Origin of the sequence: Bradyrhizobium lablabi (assembly GCF_001440475.1) — a bacterium.
Classification (GTDB): Bacteria; Pseudomonadota; Alphaproteobacteria; order Rhizobiales; family Xanthobacteraceae; genus Bradyrhizobium; species Bradyrhizobium lablabi.
Genome location: NZ_LLYB01000102.1, coordinates 7,198 through 23,496, shown reverse-complemented (window position 1 = coordinate 23,496; position 16,299 = coordinate 7,198). Strand labels below are relative to the sequence as shown.

General features: G+C 58.5%; 18 protein-coding genes and 2 pseudogenes. 12 read left to right on the top strand and 8 right to left on the bottom strand.

Translation table 11 applies throughout. The features are described from left to right. Positions 1–372: 372 nt before the first annotated feature. From CQ14_RS29975 to CQ14_RS47695, 4 genes are all read left to right on the top strand, one after another. Complete coding sequence (locus tag CQ14_RS29975) at positions 373–888, top strand: putative pterin-binding protein (protein ID WP_057861417.1); 516 nt, start codon at positions 373–375, stop codon at positions 886–888. A gap of 35 nt (positions 889–923) precedes the next feature. Then, on the top strand, positions 924–2,006 hold the full coding sequence (locus CQ14_RS29970) for a PAS-domain containing protein (protein WP_199805648.1): 1,083 nt from the start codon (positions 924–926) through the stop codon (positions 2,004–2,006). Between the two features lie 161 nt (positions 2,007–2,167). Continuing rightward, a partial coding sequence (locus tag CQ14_RS48380) for a putative bifunctional diguanylate cyclase/phosphodiesterase (RefSeq protein WP_430650227.1) occupies positions 2,168–3,179 on the top strand: 1,012 nt, incomplete at its 5' end. Next, a complete protein-coding gene (locus CQ14_RS47695) occupies positions 3,131–3,337 on the top strand; it encodes an EAL domain-containing protein (RefSeq protein WP_057861414.1) in 207 nt (68 codons plus the stop codon). The genes CQ14_RS48380 and CQ14_RS47695, both read left to right, overlap by 49 nt. Before the next feature lie 789 nt (positions 3,338–4,126). On the opposite strand, the gene CQ14_RS48375 is transcribed toward CQ14_RS47695, so the two are convergent. The 4 genes from CQ14_RS48375 to CQ14_RS42670 all read right to left on the bottom strand — a co-directional run bounded on the left by CQ14_RS48375 (position 4,127) and on the right by CQ14_RS42670 (position 5,637). After that, positions 4,127–4,537, bottom strand: a complete 411-nt coding sequence (locus CQ14_RS48375; RefSeq protein ID WP_430650226.1) for a 6-pyruvoyl trahydropterin synthase family protein — start codon at positions 4,535–4,537, stop codon at positions 4,127–4,129. 133 nt (positions 4,538–4,670) lie between these two features. Then, on the bottom strand, positions 4,671–5,045 hold the full coding sequence (locus CQ14_RS41630; protein ID WP_430650225.1) for a GTP cyclohydrolase I: 375 nt from the start codon (positions 5,043–5,045) through the stop codon (positions 4,671–4,673). A 28-nt stretch (positions 5,046–5,073) separates the two neighbouring features. After that, a complete protein-coding gene (locus tag CQ14_RS43990; RefSeq protein WP_057861412.1) occupies positions 5,074–5,358 on the bottom strand; it encodes a hypothetical protein in 285 nt (94 codons plus the stop codon). A 99-nt stretch (positions 5,359–5,457) separates the two neighbouring features. Further along, a complete protein-coding gene (locus CQ14_RS42670) occupies positions 5,458–5,637 on the bottom strand; it encodes a Flp family type IVb pilin (protein WP_082650099.1) in 180 nt (59 codons plus the stop codon). A gap of 674 nt (positions 5,638–6,311) precedes the next feature. Here CQ14_RS42670 and CQ14_RS46965 point away from each other — a divergent pair. The 5 genes and pseudogenes from CQ14_RS46965 to CQ14_RS48370 all read left to right on the top strand — a co-directional run. Further along, positions 6,312–6,440 (top strand): annotated as a pseudogene (locus tag CQ14_RS46965) (branched-chain amino acid ABC transporter substrate-binding protein); the annotation flags it as partial. A gap of 1 nt (position 6,441) precedes the next feature. Continuing rightward, positions 6,442–6,969 (top strand): annotated as a pseudogene (locus tag CQ14_RS46960) (branched-chain amino acid ABC transporter substrate-binding protein); the annotation flags it as partial. 1 nt (position 6,970) lies between these two features. Further along, a partial coding sequence (locus CQ14_RS46955; RefSeq protein ID WP_245320613.1) for an ABC transporter substrate-binding protein occupies positions 6,971–7,418 on the top strand: 448 nt, incomplete at its 5' end. Between the two features lie 287 nt (positions 7,419–7,705). Then, on the top strand, positions 7,706–9,493 hold the full coding sequence (locus CQ14_RS29935; RefSeq protein ID WP_063800447.1) for a ThiF family adenylyltransferase: 1,788 nt from the start codon (positions 7,706–7,708) through the stop codon (positions 9,491–9,493). Next, positions 9,493–10,122, top strand: coding sequence for a Mov34/MPN/PAD-1 family protein (locus CQ14_RS48370; RefSeq protein WP_199805645.1), 630 nt, complete (start codon positions 9,493–9,495; stop codon positions 10,120–10,122). Before CQ14_RS29935 ends, CQ14_RS48370 begins: the two co-directional genes overlap by 1 nt. 303 nt (positions 10,123–10,425) lie before the next feature. Here CQ14_RS48370 and CQ14_RS29925 read toward each other — a convergent pair whose 3' ends face one another. After that, positions 10,426–10,722: a hypothetical protein gene (locus tag CQ14_RS29925; protein ID WP_057861409.1), complete on the bottom strand. Its 297-nt coding sequence runs from the start codon at positions 10,720–10,722 to the stop codon at positions 10,426–10,428. A 421-nt stretch (positions 10,723–11,143) separates the two neighbouring features. On the opposite strand from CQ14_RS29925, the gene CQ14_RS43985 reads away from it, so the two are divergent. From CQ14_RS43985 to CQ14_RS29910, 3 genes are all read left to right on the top strand, one after another. Beyond that, positions 11,144–11,527 carry a hypothetical protein gene (locus tag CQ14_RS43985; RefSeq protein ID WP_156435584.1) on the top strand — a complete coding sequence of 128 codons (384 nt, stop codon included), beginning with the start codon at positions 11,144–11,146 and terminating at the stop codon, positions 11,525–11,527. A gap of 1,280 nt (positions 11,528–12,807) precedes the next feature. Continuing rightward, positions 12,808–13,065 (top strand): hypothetical protein, encoded by a 258-nt coding sequence (locus CQ14_RS29915; protein WP_156435582.1) that lies wholly within the window; start codon positions 12,808–12,810, stop codon positions 13,063–13,065. Between the two features lie 35 nt (positions 13,066–13,100). Continuing rightward, entirely contained in the window at positions 13,101–13,616 is a 516-nt protein-coding gene (locus CQ14_RS29910) for a MarR family winged helix-turn-helix transcriptional regulator (protein ID WP_245320612.1), read from the top strand. A gap of 531 nt (positions 13,617–14,147) precedes the next feature. On the opposite strand, the gene CQ14_RS46940 is transcribed toward CQ14_RS29910, so the two are convergent. The 3 genes from CQ14_RS46940 to CQ14_RS46935 form a co-directional block, all read right to left on the bottom strand. After that, positions 14,148–14,408, bottom strand: coding sequence for a hypothetical protein (locus tag CQ14_RS46940; protein ID WP_199805644.1), 261 nt, complete (start codon positions 14,406–14,408; stop codon positions 14,148–14,150). Between the two features lie 483 nt (positions 14,409–14,891). Beyond that, the gene (locus CQ14_RS29905) at positions 14,892–15,125 is read right to left on the bottom strand and encodes a hypothetical protein (protein ID WP_245320611.1); all 234 of its coding nucleotides are present in this window, start codon (positions 15,123–15,125) and stop codon (positions 14,892–14,894) included. A 532-nt stretch (positions 15,126–15,657) separates the two neighbouring features. Then, on the bottom strand, positions 15,658–16,017 hold the full coding sequence (locus CQ14_RS46935; RefSeq protein WP_245320615.1) for a Crp/Fnr family transcriptional regulator: 360 nt from the start codon (positions 16,015–16,017) through the stop codon (positions 15,658–15,660). Between the last annotated feature and the right edge of the window lie 282 nt (positions 16,018–16,299).

The following is a 16,299-nucleotide window of genomic DNA, read 5'->3' as shown; positions in this document are numbered from 1 at the left end:
AACTACTTCGGAGCCGCCGGATACGCGCCAACCTGATCGGGAACCGCTCTAATGGCAAATTGGGGGCGTTGCGCCGGCAAGTACCGTACGAAACGAACGAATGATCTCGCTCCTCACCCTAGCGCATTGTCCCGACAGATCGGATCGGTTCGTACAAAGCCGCCCTGTCACCCGCCTTGAATTTTGGGCTCTGCGCAGCAGCCCCTGCGGGTTAGTCCGAAGCGGCAGTTATGCGGCTTTGCCGATTTCGCGTTAGCAAAGTGGTTACCGTCAAGTGCAACAGCCGGGCCCTCGAGCGGCAGCGTTAGAACTTCGAACAAGGCGCAGTGTTAGTTCATCGCTTCATCCAACCAGCCGCTCCGGAGATTCCCCATGCCTATTCAGACACGCCGCGTCGCAGTCTTAACGTTCGTTGTTACCGCCTGCCTGGCGTTCGCCTTCACCTGCTTGCCTGAGGCCGGCATAGCTCAGGAACACCCAATCCTGACCATCAGCGGCAAGATCAATGCCTCCGACAAAGCCGGCCTCACCTTCCGCCGTTCCGACCTAGAAGCGATGGGAATGGTGAGCTTCGAAACCAGCACGCCCTGGTACAAGCATCCCGTCATGTTCGAAGGCGTTCCGCTCGACAAGCTGTTGAAGAACGTCGGCGCCACTGGTCAGCGTGTGGTCGCCATGGCGCTGAACGACTACAGTACCGAGATTCCCGTCGAGGACTTCGCGAAATACAACGCCATCCTGGCAATCAAACGCGATGGCGAATATATGCCGATCCGCGACAAGGGGCCGCTGTTCATCGTCTATCCCTACGATACGGACCCCGAGCTGCGAAGCCAGAAGTTCTACAGTCGCTCAGCGTGGCAGGTGAACCGCCTGATCGTGAAGTAACGGCAAACCAGCGTTTTCGCTCGACGATGGCCGCCATGTCGAACCTTCGCCCAATCAAAATTTTGCTCGCGCTGATCATCGGCGTGTTCGTTGCCGCCACCGCTTACATCTCCGCATTGGTGATGGAGCGCCAAAGCGAGATCGAGCGGGTCTCGCGTTACAATGTCGCCTGGTTGGTTGGTCAGGCGACATCAGAGTACACGCGTCTCGAGCAACGGGTAAGCGCGTTCGGTCTCCCGGACAGCAAGATCAGCGCGGACGAGGTGCGCCTGCGCTTTGACATCATTGTCAACCGGCTTTCGCTCCTGCGTACTGGCGAGGTCGAGGAGTTCGTGAAAGCAGATGCGGAATACGCCGCGACCATCGACGCGCTCGCGCAAGCCCTTGACGCCGTCCAACCGTACCTCGAGGATCTGAACCCGGCGCATGTTCCGAGATTGCTGCAGATCCTGCTGCCGGTGGATGCCCGTCTCGCCCAGCTCGCCGCCGCCGCCAACCGCGTCGGCGGCGACCGCGTCGCGGACGATCAGCGCCAGCTGATCCGCCTACACTGGACCTTCTCGGTAATGGCGGCCGGGCTGATCGTGTGCGGCATCGCACTGATTGTCTTGCTCGCCTGGCACAATCGCCTGCTGCACAGAGCCCACAACGAGATGAAGGTGCTCACTGATGACCTGCGGGTCACATCCGAAAACCTGGCGGAAGCTCATCAGGAGGTGCAGTTCGCCAACGCCGAGCTGGAGCGGCAGAACGAGACGCTTGTCCGGCGTGATCGTGACCTGCGCACGCAAAACGAAAGGTTCGAGGCCGCTCTCGGCAATATGTCGCAGGCGCTTTGCCTGGTGGACGCACAGCAGCGACTTGTCATCTGCAACCAGCGCTATCAGGCGATGTTCGGTTTCGACAAGAACCTGCTGAAGGCCGGCGCGCCGATGCGTCACCTTGCGGAATTCCTTTCCGCGAGCAGCGACGAGGGCGCCAGCCTGTACCAGGTTTATGCCAATCAACAGATCCTGGTGCGTGAGAACCGGGCCCGGACCTACTTCGAGGAATTGAACGACGGGCGCACCGTGGGCGTATCACATCAGCCGCTCAGCGAGGTGGGTGGCAACATATGAGGATCTGACGGAACGGAGGCGTGCCGAGGCGCGGATCGCGCACATGGCGCACCATGATGCGTTGACCGGTCTGCCAAACCGCACGTTGTTTCATGAGCGCATGATCGNCAGCGCTTGAGCGTGCAGAAGATGGCGGAGGGTTTGCAGTCATGCTGCTTGANCCTCGACCGTTTCAAGAACGTGAACGATACGCTCGGCCATCCGGTCGGAGATGCGCTGCTGAAATCTGTGGCAGAACGCCTGGGCGCGACCGTGCGGCCCGGCGATCTGGTTGCACGGCTCGGCGGAGACGAATTCGCCGTGCTGGCGATGGATGCATCCAATCACGACATCTCCCAGCTTGCCGACCGAATACTTCGGGCCATCGCCGAACCATTCGAGACCGATGGACACCACATCAACATCGGAACGAGCATCGGCGTCGCGCTCGCGCTGGCGGACGGCCATGCTCCTGATGAGCTGCTCAAGAACGCAGACCTCGCCCTATATCAGGCAAAAGCGGCGGGCCGGGCGACATTCTGCTTTTTCAAAGCGGAAATGAATCTGGAACTGCAGACGCGGCGGCAGATCGAATTGGACTTGCGAGTTGCGCTGGCGGAAGGTGAATTTCACCTCCTGTACCAGCCCCAGGTTAATCTGACCTCGGGCCGGATAACCGGGTGTGAGGCGCTGCTTCGGTGGAATCACCCGGTGCGGGGTCCTGTGCCGCCGTCCGAATTCATCCCCATCGCCGAAGAGGCGGGACTCATTCCTGCGATCGGTGATTGGGCGCTGCGTCGAGCCTGCCATGAAGCAGCAGGCTGGCGATCCGATGTCAAGATCGCGGTCAACATGTCGCCGGCGCAGTTCAAGAATCCCAACCTTCCGCACAACGTGGTGTTGGCGCTGGCGGCTTCAGGCCTCCCAGCCGAACGGCTAGAGCTCGAGATCACCGAATCGCTGCTGCTGCAGGACAACGACACCACGATGGCTACGTTGCATCGGATGCACGAACTCGGGGTCGGGATCGCGCTCGATGACTTTGGAACCGGATACTCCTCGCTCAGCTATCTGCGGCGCTTTCCGTTCGACAAGATCAAGATCGACCAAACGTTCGTCCGCGAGATGACCACCGATGCAGATGCATGTCGATCATCCAGTCGGTCATCGATCTCGCGCACACGCTCCGCATGAAGGCAACTGGCGAGGGAGTTGAAACAGTGCAACAGAAGGACAGCCTGCAGGTCGCCGGCTGCACCGATGCGCAGGGTTTTTACTTCTTCCGGCCCATGTCGGGCAAACAGATCGCCGATTTACTGGCGCTCGGTGCGAACCGGGAGACGGCGGCCTAGGCGAAAGTTATCAGGGCGGCGCTTTGCCTCGCCGCGTTGCACGGTCACTTCGAGCCTCGCCCGCTCGAAGTTATTCTTGAAGGCATGCACTTCACAAACGCCCCGGTAACCTGACGTGTAAACGGAGAAAAGACGGATGTTGCCCCGGCCTGTCGCGCGGGCACTGATGTGCCGACGCTTGATACGGCCGTTCGCGAATCTCTGAAGGGCGTCGCTCGAATTATTCGACGCCTCGAAGCTGTGTTTCGGCACGGCCATCCCGAGGCAAGCCTAGCCTTATGGGCGTCGGCAGGAGTATCAACTTCTATTTTGGAGGTTTGCCACGGCAGATTTTTTTCAGCGACCCCGGTTTCTGTGGGCCCGACATTGAAACAATACGAAGCTTCGGTAGAGACCGTCATCGAACTCGACAATTCCGGCGCTCTGTTTGCGCCCGGCGAGCGTGTTACGGTTTTGGCCTGCAAAGCTTTCTGATGTTCCCCGATCGCCGTTCCAAAGGGGGCAGTAATCGCCTGTGATGGACGGGCGGCTGGAGTTCGGCTGGCCAAAGGGCAGATCGACATTCGAATTGCGGAAGGCCACTTCGGCATGATCAAAGACGATTATATCGAAGTCGTCGCAGTCAAGATTGCCGTTAGCGGCGGCGTTAGTCGCTCGTTTTTGTCACTGCCTTCGTCCGCTCGCGACGGTAGCCGTGCGCCCTCTCTGGACTTCAGTCGGCGCGAAGCGCCGTCCACGCAGTCACGCGAGGATGTCGTGACTGTCCTGAACGTTGCATCGGTGTGGACATCAGGCTCCGGCCGGATTGCAGTAGATCGCGGAGTTGCCGCTGTGTTCGCGGACTTCCACGCTTTCAAGCCACACCCTGGCCGCTGTTTTCTTCGCCACATAATCCGATATGTGATCGAAGGCGTGCCTTGCAATCGCTTCGCACCCCACTCCCGGCAGCACGCGAAGCTCTGCCAGCCCCGTCCGCTGCAACGACTCAAAGACGGGAAGGTGTGGATCGTCCGCCGCGACCAGCGTCGTGTGATCGAACATGTGATGCAGCCACGCCTTGACCTCCTTCAGGTCTCCGAAATCGAAGCACCAGTTGCAATCATCGAGCTCGCGTGTGCCGAAGACAAAGGCGAAGGACAGAGCGCAACCATGCAGCAGGCTGCAAGCGAGTGCGTCGCGCGCCACTGCCGAAAGCAGCATGACAAGCCTTCGCTGTGACCGTACGTCTTGGTCGAACGGTAGATCAGACCGGCCGAGGCGGGCGCAATCGGCGGCGAGGAAGGTTTAGACAGCAGGCCGGTTGCCATGCCAGATTTATTTTCTTGACGAACGTTCATGCGCCGATTCGCCGTTCCAGCGCCAGAGCCTCGTGCAGGAATTCGTTCTTAAGATCCTGGTTGTGCAGCATCTCACCGAAGAAGGCGCTGTTGATCATCCGGCTCTGCTCGCTCGCGCGGACCCCGCGGTGGGTCCTGCACATGTGAACTGCGCTAATCCGAATGGCGAGCCCCTTCGGCGCAGTCGCGTCGACGATGTAGTTGCCGATCTGGGAGACGAGCTCCTCCTGGATCTGCAGTCGCGCGCAGAAGTACTCGACGATGCGGTCGTATTTCGACAATCCGATGATCTTGCCCTCGGGCGATGGAAGCACGCCGATGTAGGCTTGTCCATGGATCGGCATGAGGTGATGCGCACAAGTCGAGCGCACGTCGATCGGTCCGGTGACAATCAGACGATCACAGCGTTCGACGTTTTCGAATTCGGTGATTTTCGGCGCCGCCGTCGTAACGGCCGCGCAGCACTTCCTCAACAAGCATCTTGGCGACCCGCCGCGGCGTATCGCGGGTGTTATGATCGTTCACATGATCGATACGCAGAACGTCGAATAGCTCCTCCAATTTCTGCGACGCTTCCGCGATCATCGCGACTTTCGCCGCTCGATCGGCAAATCCCTCAATGGCTTCGTTGCAAAGTGCGGCGCCCCGCGACGGCAGCCGCAATTTCTTGGCACTGTTATTCATGCTATCCCCTGCTGCGTTCCGTCCCATCCCCGGCCGGCGAGGAATGTCGCTCGGGTAATCTGGCCGAACCCCCTTACGGCTCAGTTTACGACGGATCGGTTAATTCGGCGCGAGCGAGCCGGCGGCGCCACCGGTCAGAGAGCTGTTGATCGAAGCGAACTTCGTACTGAGTTTAGGTCCTAGCCTATTCACGGCTGCCATAGGTGAGATACCCACCGCTATCAGCCCATATTCTATGGCGATAGCTCGAGACTCATCGCGTAAAAAGCGAACTAGCATTTTCACATTGGCACCCTTCCAACGTTAAGGCTCGGGACCTTACCGGCTATTTGTTAAACCTAGCAGAATCTCATTCCAGATTTCGTTGTTATCGGCGTGGAAACTTTGTACGGAGCGGGCCGATGCCCGCCGGAGCAAGCAGATAACGCAGCTGATACGCTTTGGACGAGAGTGAAGTATCACAATTAAAGGCGCGTTCTGTACGTTGCGGACAGACCTATTGCTTTCATACCCATCTGATTCGGCTAATGTTCATGTTGGCAACTTCACGCGTTGACATTGCGCGGCGGTATGAGATCGATAGTGCTCTACGAGGGTGAGACGGGGCGAGCGCATTACAAGTTACGATCGCTTGCTCGGACGCACTTCCCTTTGCGTATGCCGCTCCGATTCCTTGCCCTGCTGGCCCGACGCCGGCAGATACCTAACATTCTGCTTTGGGCGACGAGCTTTCTGCAGGCACCTCCCCGACTAGAAGCTCGTGCTTTTCGGCAGAGGCGGTTGTTTTCTCATCGAGCCAAGGCGGGACTGCTCCTCTCTTCTGCGACGCAATCGACGGTGTTTCATGCACGATCATGACCTTGTCTCCAAAGGCTTCGTGGCACTGACGCGACGGGGCTCGTGCTGCTCTGCTCGAGCCTGCTCGCCTTCGTTCATTTTGTGAGGACCACTCCATGAAATCACTCTGGCTCTTCGGCTTGGCACTTGGTACATCCCTCGCGTTCTCCACAGCGACATTCGCGGAGGACATCACCATCGCTGTCGCGGGACCGATAACCGGCGGCGAATCCGCATTCGGCCGGNAAGAACGGCGCCGAACAGGCGGTGGCCGACATCAACGCCGCCGGCGGCGTGATCGGCAAGAAGCTGGCGCTGCAGATCGGCGACGATGCCTGCGATCCCAAGCAGGCGCGCTCGATGGCGGAAAAGTTCGCCAGTGCCAAGATCCCCTTCGTCGCCGGTCACTTCTGCTCGTCGTCGTCGATCCCGGCCTCCGAAGCCTATGCCGACGGCAACGTGCTGCAGATTACGCCTGCCTCGACCAACCCGCTGTTCACCGAGCGCAAGCTGTGGAACGTGGCGCGCATCTGCGGCCGTGACGACCAGCAGGGCCTGGTCGCCGCCGACTACATCGTCAAGAACTACAAGGGCAAGAACGTCGCTATGCTCAACGACAAGACCACCTACGGCAAGGGCCTCGCCGACGAAACTAAGAAGGCGCTCAACAAGGCCGGCGTCACCGAGAAGATGTTCGAGTCGTACAACAAGGGCGACAAGGACTTTAACTCGATCGTGTCGCGCCTGAAGCACGACAATATCGATCTCGTCTTCNCTACCATCAGGAAGCCGGCCTGATCCTGCGCCAGATGCGCGACCAGGGCCTGAAGACCGTGCTAATGTCGGGTGACGCGTTGGCCGACAAGGAATATGCCTCGATCACCGGCGCCGCCGGCGCAGGCACGCTCTTCACCTTCGGACCCGACCCACGCAAGAAGCCGACGGCGGCTGCAATCGTCGAAAAGTTCAGGGCCAAGAACATCGACCCCGAAGGCTACACGCTCTACACCTACGCTGCGGTACAGGTGTGGGCGCAGGCTGTGGCCAAGGCCGGCACCACGGATCCGAAGAAGGTGATAGATACGATCAAAGCGGGCTCCTGGGAGACTGCGATCGGCAAGCTGGAATATGATGCCAAGGGCGACATCACGCAGATCGACTATGTCGTTTATAAATGGGACGACAAGGGCGGCTATGCCGAGGTGAACGAAAAGGGTTCCTGACGCATCTCAATCCGATATAAGAAAGCCCTGACGATCGAAGTTTTCTTTTCTGCGGCCACTGGGAAAACGTGTCCCTAATAAAATGGCCCTAGTGGGGGCATAGGTTCTCTATTCGGCGCCATGCGCCAAGGTAACTGTAAGATGAGACGGATTTAACGAATGGCTAAACCGCCCCGTCCGGAGCACCCGGAGCATCCTGACGTGCCGCCTGGCCCGCCCAGCGAGACACCGGGCAAAGGCCCGCCGCGCCCGAGTTCGCCGCCCGTCCATCGTCCTGTGGGCTAAGCTTGTCTAAGCACAGCGAGCCCCGTGCCGACGAGGATTGGTGGACAATTTGGCCGGAGGTTCTTGATGCCGAGCTGGCGGAGTTCGCACGGCTCGGTATTGCGCCCCGAACTATTCACAAGGGAAGCGGGATCCTGATCCTGGAAGCGGACTGGCCGGTGGATGGACAGTCCGTACCCATGCTGTTGCGCATCGGGTATTCTCCGCTGCATCCCTTTTTCCGCCCCGCGGTGGCTGCGCCGAACGAGAGCTTCGAGCGGCATCAAAACCCCCTCAGCCGCGAGCTGTGCCTGCTGACGCAGGAATCGGGACAGTGGGACTCCAACCAGCTCGTCGCCGCCTTCGTCCAGGAACGATTGAACCATCTCCTGCGCGCCCTGAACGCAAGAAGGGAGAGTCGCTGGGACGATGCAGCCAAGCTCGAGGAGCAGGCCGCCGATCCGTTAATGCCGTACTTCGCGGGAGCCTCTGAAGAGGACTCAGTCATCCTATTCGACGGTCACGCTCCGTTGCCGCCGGCGCCGCATGGGCTGCTGGAGGTAGTCTGCTCGGGTCGCTTCAGCAGCACAAACCAGGCCGCCTTTGAAGGCGTGCTGCGGCAACTGAAGACCAGCAGCGGCGCAGCCATCGGAAAATGGTTCGGATTTCCGACGGAGCCACAAGACGCTCAGGTGGTCACCGGTCGGTGGGTCAAGTTCACTCCGCCAGCGACAACAGATGCGCGCGAGTTGCTTCGGCTTGCCGAAGCAGAACTTGCACGCCAGGCCGTGATGCAGCCCGCCAGCGTGCGCAAAGTCAACGAGGCGGCGCGTGGTCCTCTCTCTATCACCGGCATCGTGTTTCCGGAGGAGGTCAAGTACGGCCCTCAGAAGAACGGCGCGGGATGGCTGTTCCTGGTCACTCGGCCTGCACTTGCGGACGGAACGACAGCCGGTGCGCCGCGATTGGTGCTCGGCGAGCGCGCCGGAAAGGACGACGTCTTTTCACGGCTGCCCATCGCCAAATCGCTTCTGACAAAGAAGGCCGTCGTCGTCGGGGCCGGCGCGATCGGAAGCTTCTCCGGCCTAGAATTGGCGCGCGCCGGCGTCGGAGAACTCACCTTTCTTGACTTCGACATGGTCCAACCGGGCAACAGCCTGCGCTGGCAGCTGGGTCGCTCAGCCTGGGGAAGAGGCAAGGCCTCGGCTCTCGTGAAGTTCATCGCCGACAACTATCCATGGACGAAAGCGTGCTTCATTCCCGGACGTCTCGGCCAGCCAACCATCAATGCCGCCGCGATCGCACCTGGCTCCGGCAACGCGCTGGCGCCAGTCTTCGACGCGCTGCGCGGCGCGGACGTGGTGGTCGACGCTTCCGCATCGGAAGAAGTGCAGCTTGCCCTGTCGCACTACTGCAAGCGGTTCGGTGTCCCCTACGTGGTCGGTCACGCGACATATGGGGTTGCAGGTGGCTTGGTCGCGCGTTTTCTGCCGGACGCCGAAGGCTGCTTCGTCTGCCTCAACGAGCACTGGAAGGACAAGCGCATACCCGAGCCACGCGTCGACAACGTCGGCATGGTTATTCCGCTCGGCTGCAACGCCCCGACATTCACCGGCGGCGGCTTCGACCTACAGGAGATCTCGCTCGAAATCGTCCGTACGGTGGTCGGATTGCTCTCGGAGGGAAACTGCCATCCTGGCAGTTGGGCCGTTGCCGTGCTGACGCTCAAGAACGAAGACGGATCGAGGACCCTGCCGCGTTGGGAGGCACACTCCTGCCCACCTCACCCAAGATGCTGCGGAGCCAGCTGATGATCGTGTGGCTATCCTCGCGCGTGATGCACTCGATGGCCGAATGCGCGCGGGATTTGTCGCCCCTGGAGAACGGAGGGATCCTTCTCGGTTGGCGTTCAGGCGAGGATCGTATCATCGTCGATCTGCGCGGCCCCGGCCCCCTCGCCCTTCACGGTCGCCATTGTTTCCTGCCGGATCACAAGTGGCAGGTGGCGGAGATCAACCACGCGTTCGAAGCAAGTGGCGGCGATTTGGACTATCTCGGTGACTGGCACTCCCATCCCTACGGCGTCGCCGAGATGAGCTGTCTCGATTCGGCGACGCTCTTGCAGATAGCCCGACGGGTGAGTGAGCCGTTGATGCTCATCGTCGCCGGGAGCGGAACGGACTGGTCGCCGCGCTGCTGGAAAGGACAGGTCGTCCGTTCGTTGCTTCGGCGGCGATTGTTGGCGACGCCCCAGGAGCTGAAGATTTTCGATCCTTCTTCGGTCTGGCCGCGGCGGATTGCAGTCTCATCGACGTCGTTGAAGGCGCAGGCTGACCGCCAGTGCGCGGCCGTGGCGGCACTACCGCAATTTCGCGCTCACCGTCGGCATTCCGGATTACCGGAGCCGATAGTTCAGGAACACACCTGGCATCGCCGCTAGGTAGCCCACATAGCGGTTGATCACGCGGAACAGCGCGCGAATGGTTTCTTGGCTGGTGATCGAATGGAGATCACACATTCAGCCGGCCGATTATTCCAAGACTCAACGCTGTCCGGAGATTAGGGCCTCGGTGTACGAACCTCGCCGATGATCACCGGGTATTCAAACGCGACGCCTTCCCGATCGTACTCTTCTAGCCAAGCATCAGCGACCTCGAGCGTCGCAAACACCCTAAGATGATCTGTGTCGCCGACCTGCTTGCTAGTGTCGACATAAATCCAAACTGTTCTCATTTGACTATCCTCAATTCAAAGCTTGCGCTTTTGCTCTCCGGTTGTAATCGCGAATATCGTTGCGGTTCAATGCCATGATGCTGATCCGTGCGAATATCGTGAGCTCGCCCAGCGCGCAAATTAGGATCAGCGCTTCAATAACCGCGTGCCATTCCGGCAGTTCGGCTTCATCCTGGCGAAACTGGGGATGTAGTTGCAGCGTCGCGCAGGTAGACCAGTTTCCCTGCCGCCCGGCAACCGGATCGGCTCGTCGAAACTCGACCCCAGCCTGATGAACGCTCTGGCTTCTCTGCCGCGGGCTCTCCAACCCGACGCGGATGGGCGGGCAAGGGCTAAACCAGATCCCGAATCCCGAAAGCTATCTGGTCAGGTGCGCCAAGATGGCTTCACAGGCCTTCTCGGCGTCGGCAAACGCCGTAACCTCGAAAAACCAGAGCGAACTCATACTTTGTAATCGATTGTAACCTGGAGGGCCGCTGGATCTACGATAAGCGGCCTTTCGCTAGGCTGATGAGCATGACCCGTCACAACGTCCCATTCCTGGTTTCGTTAGTCTGGCTGCCGCCCTTAGCGGCGGACTGATCTTCCCGCTTTTGCGTGAGTGCCGGACCAGCCAGTCCCTTCCGGCGACGCTGTAATCGTCCGCCATTATCAGAAAAAGCCGAGGGGAAATCAGGAGCGGTCAGCGCGGCGATCGCGACAGAACGCGATCTCTTTTCAGCGATCTGATGCCCGACAATGCTGATGACAGCCTCATTTTGCTGGCGCGATCTTTGGTTTCCGGGTTCAAGCTGCGCCGATCGTCGGCCGGCGGATGCCAAATGACGCGCTTCACTCTTCCGGTCTTTTCGTCGATCACTTCTTGCCGGATCATCGGCCTGCCATCTGGCGTGTACCTGGTCTCAGTCATCGCTCTCCTGGCGTTGCGCTGGAGATATTTCAGGCACTTATCGGCAGGACCAAAGAGTCTGCCAGTTCTCGTCCATCGAGGCCGTGCATTCCTTTATCATCGTGCCCTCGAAGAGGCGGCCGAGGCTTTTCAATTCTGCCAAGGTCTCGATCTTCGGCTTCACAAAGCCGACCAGCTTCGATCGTTCTCTCGTATCAGTTGAACGTCGATCACCTTGAGACCGTTACGCTTGCTAAACTCAGTCCGGATGCTTCCTTGATCTTGTCGACGTCCTTCTGGACGAGGGCTTGGGCCACAAGACCCAACCTCGAACAGAGACGGTTGCCGCCACTGTGAAAAATCCGCCCTTTGTCATCGGACGCTCTTGCTGTAGTTTGTAAATATAATGGTCATCATGTCCCCTGCCTTAACCTTGATCGGAATCGGTCGCGGCCGAGATATAGGATGGGAGTCCTGATGGTAAGTGGGCCGTCAACGCGTTTCTTAAATCGTTGGCGGCCCCTGCTAATCACTTCCAATCGCCCTGGCACAGACAGAAGCGGTGAGCAGCATTCGCGCCAACGTATTCAGAGATTCCGGTCTATCAATCCGGGAGACTACGGGAAGCCGTTGTAGTTCATTGGTCAGCCTTCAGTGCCCGACTACTGCGCACAACGCATGGCCCACTTTGAGCGCTGAGGTTGCCTGGGCGCTGAAATCGGCGTGGCACCCTGGCGCGCTTGTTTGGGTCACCGCTTTGCATTGCTGTTCTACTCGGACATCAATTTGCGACCGATGTAACGCAAACTGCTAGGTCGTACGACGCTTTCGAGGGATAGCTGCGATCAGTTGGTCATTTTCGCGCGAAAGATGCGAAACATGAGCGAGATTCTCCGCCAAGCGACGCAAGACAATGGTTATGCGACCATTCATTCTTGGAGCTCTGGTTCAGTGCGCATGGGGCGTTTCCTCCCTGATTTGGCCGTGTGAAGTTCGCGCGGGCTTTTTTTCTGCATTCAGCAAAAGCGCGGCGTTCATATATGTAAAGTGTAAGAGAGCCAGCAAGGGACGGCCAGCGAATTGATCGTTCGCCGTCGGTTGAACCGCAAAGCGGTCAGGCAGAGTACTTCGTGCTGAGCCGCTACGGTGGCCGCGCAGCGTGCTCCTCCGCGTTTGGGCGCGCGGCCAGCTTCCCCGCTGGCGCCAAAATGAAACGTGGCGAAGTCGTCAGCGTTCAGTATGCGTCGGGGAATTCCTCTCGTGGCCTCTCCAGCGGCATAGGTTGTCGATACGCTCCATTGAAAAGCGCGCCCAGTTCACGGCTTCCTCCGCCGACATGACGCTGGGGCTGGAAATGCGCCCTGCGATCGCATCTGAGGCGTGCCGCGGTAGAAATACCTAGCCTGTCCCACTCCTATCCGTTTCGTCAATTGAGATAGGTTTGACCGCGCGATTGTATTTGCCGACACCCAAAACAGTCGGGCTCGTGAAACAGGGTTACGCTTGGCCCTGGATAGTAACGAGATATCGATACTGATTAATGCAATGCGTCCGGCGCCGGCGAATAAATTCTGCGATCCAGCGCTTTTTTCGACTGATTTCACCACACCGCATTTTCTACTTTTGCTCGCGGCAACCCAGCCTCCGGTTTTCGATTGCAGTGACGCCAAGGTGATCCGGCAGTTCGCCGAGTGCCCGAACGATCTGAGCGCGCCGGGGGTTCGCGCGGACGGCATTGTCCGTATTCTCAATCTGCGCTAGGGGAAACGAACCAAAGAATGAACTGCTGACATATGATGACTCAGGACATGCCCAGTCTAGCAAGAGCGGCCGACAGTGGCTCTGCTGAAAGTCAGGAGGTGGTCCGGCGATTCATGTGGGAAATAAGATCGATCAATTTATGTCTGGAGGAACTTCGCCAATTCCGTGCCGATGTACTTGGAATTACCGGACCACAGTGGATGATCTTGATGGCCTTGACGGAGCTGGATAGAGAAAACGGTGTTCCGGTCAACGTGGTATCGAAACTTATGCACGTCGACCCTTCATTCGTCACGACCCAATCAAAGCTGCTGGAGAAGAAGGGCTTCCTGCGGCGTCGGACCTCCACAAGCGATGCCCGGGTCGTCCAGATGTCACTGACGGACAAGACTTGCAAGCATCTCGCTAGCGTCGCTGCACAACAGGAACTCGTCGATAAATTTGTTTTTGGTGATTTCGGTCTTCACGAACTGAGTGAGTTCGCTAATAGGCTCACTGCACTCAGGCATCGTCTAGAGAAAGCCCGCTTGAAAGTCGCCATGGAGTCCTGAGACCAAAACGCATAATCCTTATAGCGCGTGTGAACGAATTCCAACCTTCATCTCCAGCTCCTCAGTCATGGGAGCAACGCGGCTGACGTGCAAGGCCATTGCCACGATCATTTTAACATATGTGAAGGCAGTGAAGATCGTGCGGCGCAATCTCGAAAACCCAGGGAGGCGAATTCATACTTTGTAGTCGATTGTAATCTTGGGGGCCGCGGATCTACGATCGGCGGCTTTTCGCTAGGCATGAGCATGACCCTTCACGACGTCCCATTCGTGGTTGCGCTTATCTGGTTGGCCGCCCTTAGCGGCGGACTGATCCTCCTGTTTTTTTTGCGTGAGTGCCTTCACCAACGAGTCCCTTCCGGTGGCCCCGTAATCGTCCGCCATCATCGGGAAAAGTCCAGGGTATTCGGTGGTGCATCATGGCCGCTGCGGTGCCGCCGGCTCACTGCTCGTGCGAGAAAAGCGCGTCGTTTGCTATTGGTCAGCAAGCGAACCGGAGAACGTTAATCGGGCATGATGTCGTCGGCGCCATTAGTAAAAGTCATGCTCGGCAACATGCCAGTTCTCGTCCATCGAGGCCATGCATTCCTTCGTTATGGGGCCCTCGAAGAAACCGCCGAGGCTTTTCAGTTCCGCCAAGGCCTCGACCTCCAACTTTACAAAGCCAGCCAGCTTTCGGTCGTCCTCTCGGATCAATTGAACCTCAATCGCCTTGAGACTTTCACGCTTGCTAGGATGTCTTCCTTGATCTTGTCGATTTCTTTTCGGGCGAAGGCGGCGGGCTTGGGCCACAAGACCCAACCTCCAATCGCAACGATCGCCGCTACTGTAAAAATCCGCGCGTCGTCATCGGACGCTCTTTGTAGTTGGCAAGTATAATGGTGATCATGTCCCCTGCCCTAACCTTCGAGCCGGAGCCGGTCGCGGCCGAGAGATATAGGACTGTGAGTCCTCATGGAAGTGGGCGGCCAACGCGGTCCTAAATCGCTGGCGCGCCCCTGCTAATCACTTCCAATCGCTCTGCCATCGACAGAAGCGGTGAGCAGCATTCGCACGAACGTATTCAGAACTTCCACTGTATCAATCCGAGCTACTACAGGAAGCTGTTGTAGCTGACGCATAGAGCTTCTCATTGCGGCTGGCTCCCGCGCCAATCCAGATCTTTTAGCTGATCTTCTCGCATTTGCCTTCGGCCAGTTTAGTGGTTCGGCGGTGGCGCGATCGTTCCCGATCATTCAGCGCGACGGCATCGGCAGCTTGGGAAGTTTGGAAGGCTCAACATTTGGTCGGCCGCTCTTCGCTGAGGATGAGCGTCCCTTCGAGAACCACTCCCGGCACACGCTCCGCCGTCCCGACATACTTGCCTATCTTGCCGGGGCAGGTTCCCTCAAGCTTCAGCGTGAGGTTATCGGCGCCAAAGACGGATGCATGCCTTTCGCTGTGCCGTTTGATCGTCACGATCGCCGTGAACCGGTCCCCATCAACCTCGCAGGTGCCACTATAGATCATGATGCTATCGCGCCCCCAGATTCTACCGTCCGCGACATGCGCGATGCCGGTGCCTTGGCCTCGTGGCGTTTTAAACCAAACGGCATAAGTTCCGTCCCTGAGCATAAGCAACCCGTTCTTCTGTGTTCACAATAGCCGCAAGACAGTTCGGCCCGGCTTCCTAAAGACAGAGTTAATTCCGTCGGCCGTGCAACCAAAGGTAATAAGACCTTCGAAGCGTTTCGCGCGGGCGATCTGTTCCGAGAGGAAGCCTTTACCCAACATGAAGGTCACCGTCATGCTGTTACCTGGAACGACAACGCCACGAGTTTCCCTAGAAGCGCTCTTCCTTCTCCAAGCCGGTCCACACCGCTGCCTTAACGGTGCGGTCACGGCATCCTGAAACGCAGTTTCTCACGTGCTTCCCGTCGCCGTTCGCTTCCAGCCTCCGCTCCCTCGATTAGCACTTCTGGAGCACGTGGACACGCATCTCGGTGTGTGTGTTTGAACCTCTGGACGATTTTGCTAACCGCCCGCTCTCTTGCTGAGGAACTCAGACAAGGGCGTAAGTCCCTGAAAGAAGATTGCAACAACCACATGCCTTTTGCTCGAGGCCCTTGCGTTCATGGATCTGCAAGACGCCACGCATCTTGCGAATCAACCTTTGTTCTTCAAATCGGATTAACGTCTCGGTTACACCTGCGCGGCGTAACCCCAACGCGAACGAAGGGTAGTCATGGGTGACTGGAATCACATGCGCGCCCAGAGCATCACTCGCTAAACAGAGCCAGCTTGCGAGCCGCTGTTCGCGATCGTGCCGAACCCCACACAATCCCGTCTGAGCGCAATGCAAGGTCAGCCCTTGAACGTAGCGAAAAAGATGTTCTCGGATTTCAGGACGCTCCTTCGTCATGCGATGCAAATTCTCGACACCGATCCTGTGCGCATTTCCGGGAAAGAGCACAACAGATTGGTGAGTCGAAAGATGCCCCACGACTAAGAGCGAAGCGCCGACCGCACCCCAATGTCCTATCACCGCCGATTCAAGGATGCTTTCCGCCGCGACAATTCTCAACGAGACGAGGCCCGACTCGATAAAATATACGTAATCAAGATGCCTTTTCGGCTCCTGCAGGATCATGCGTTCTTTCAGCACGATCGGCTCAAGGAACTCCCCTATTGCCGCGAGGTCTTG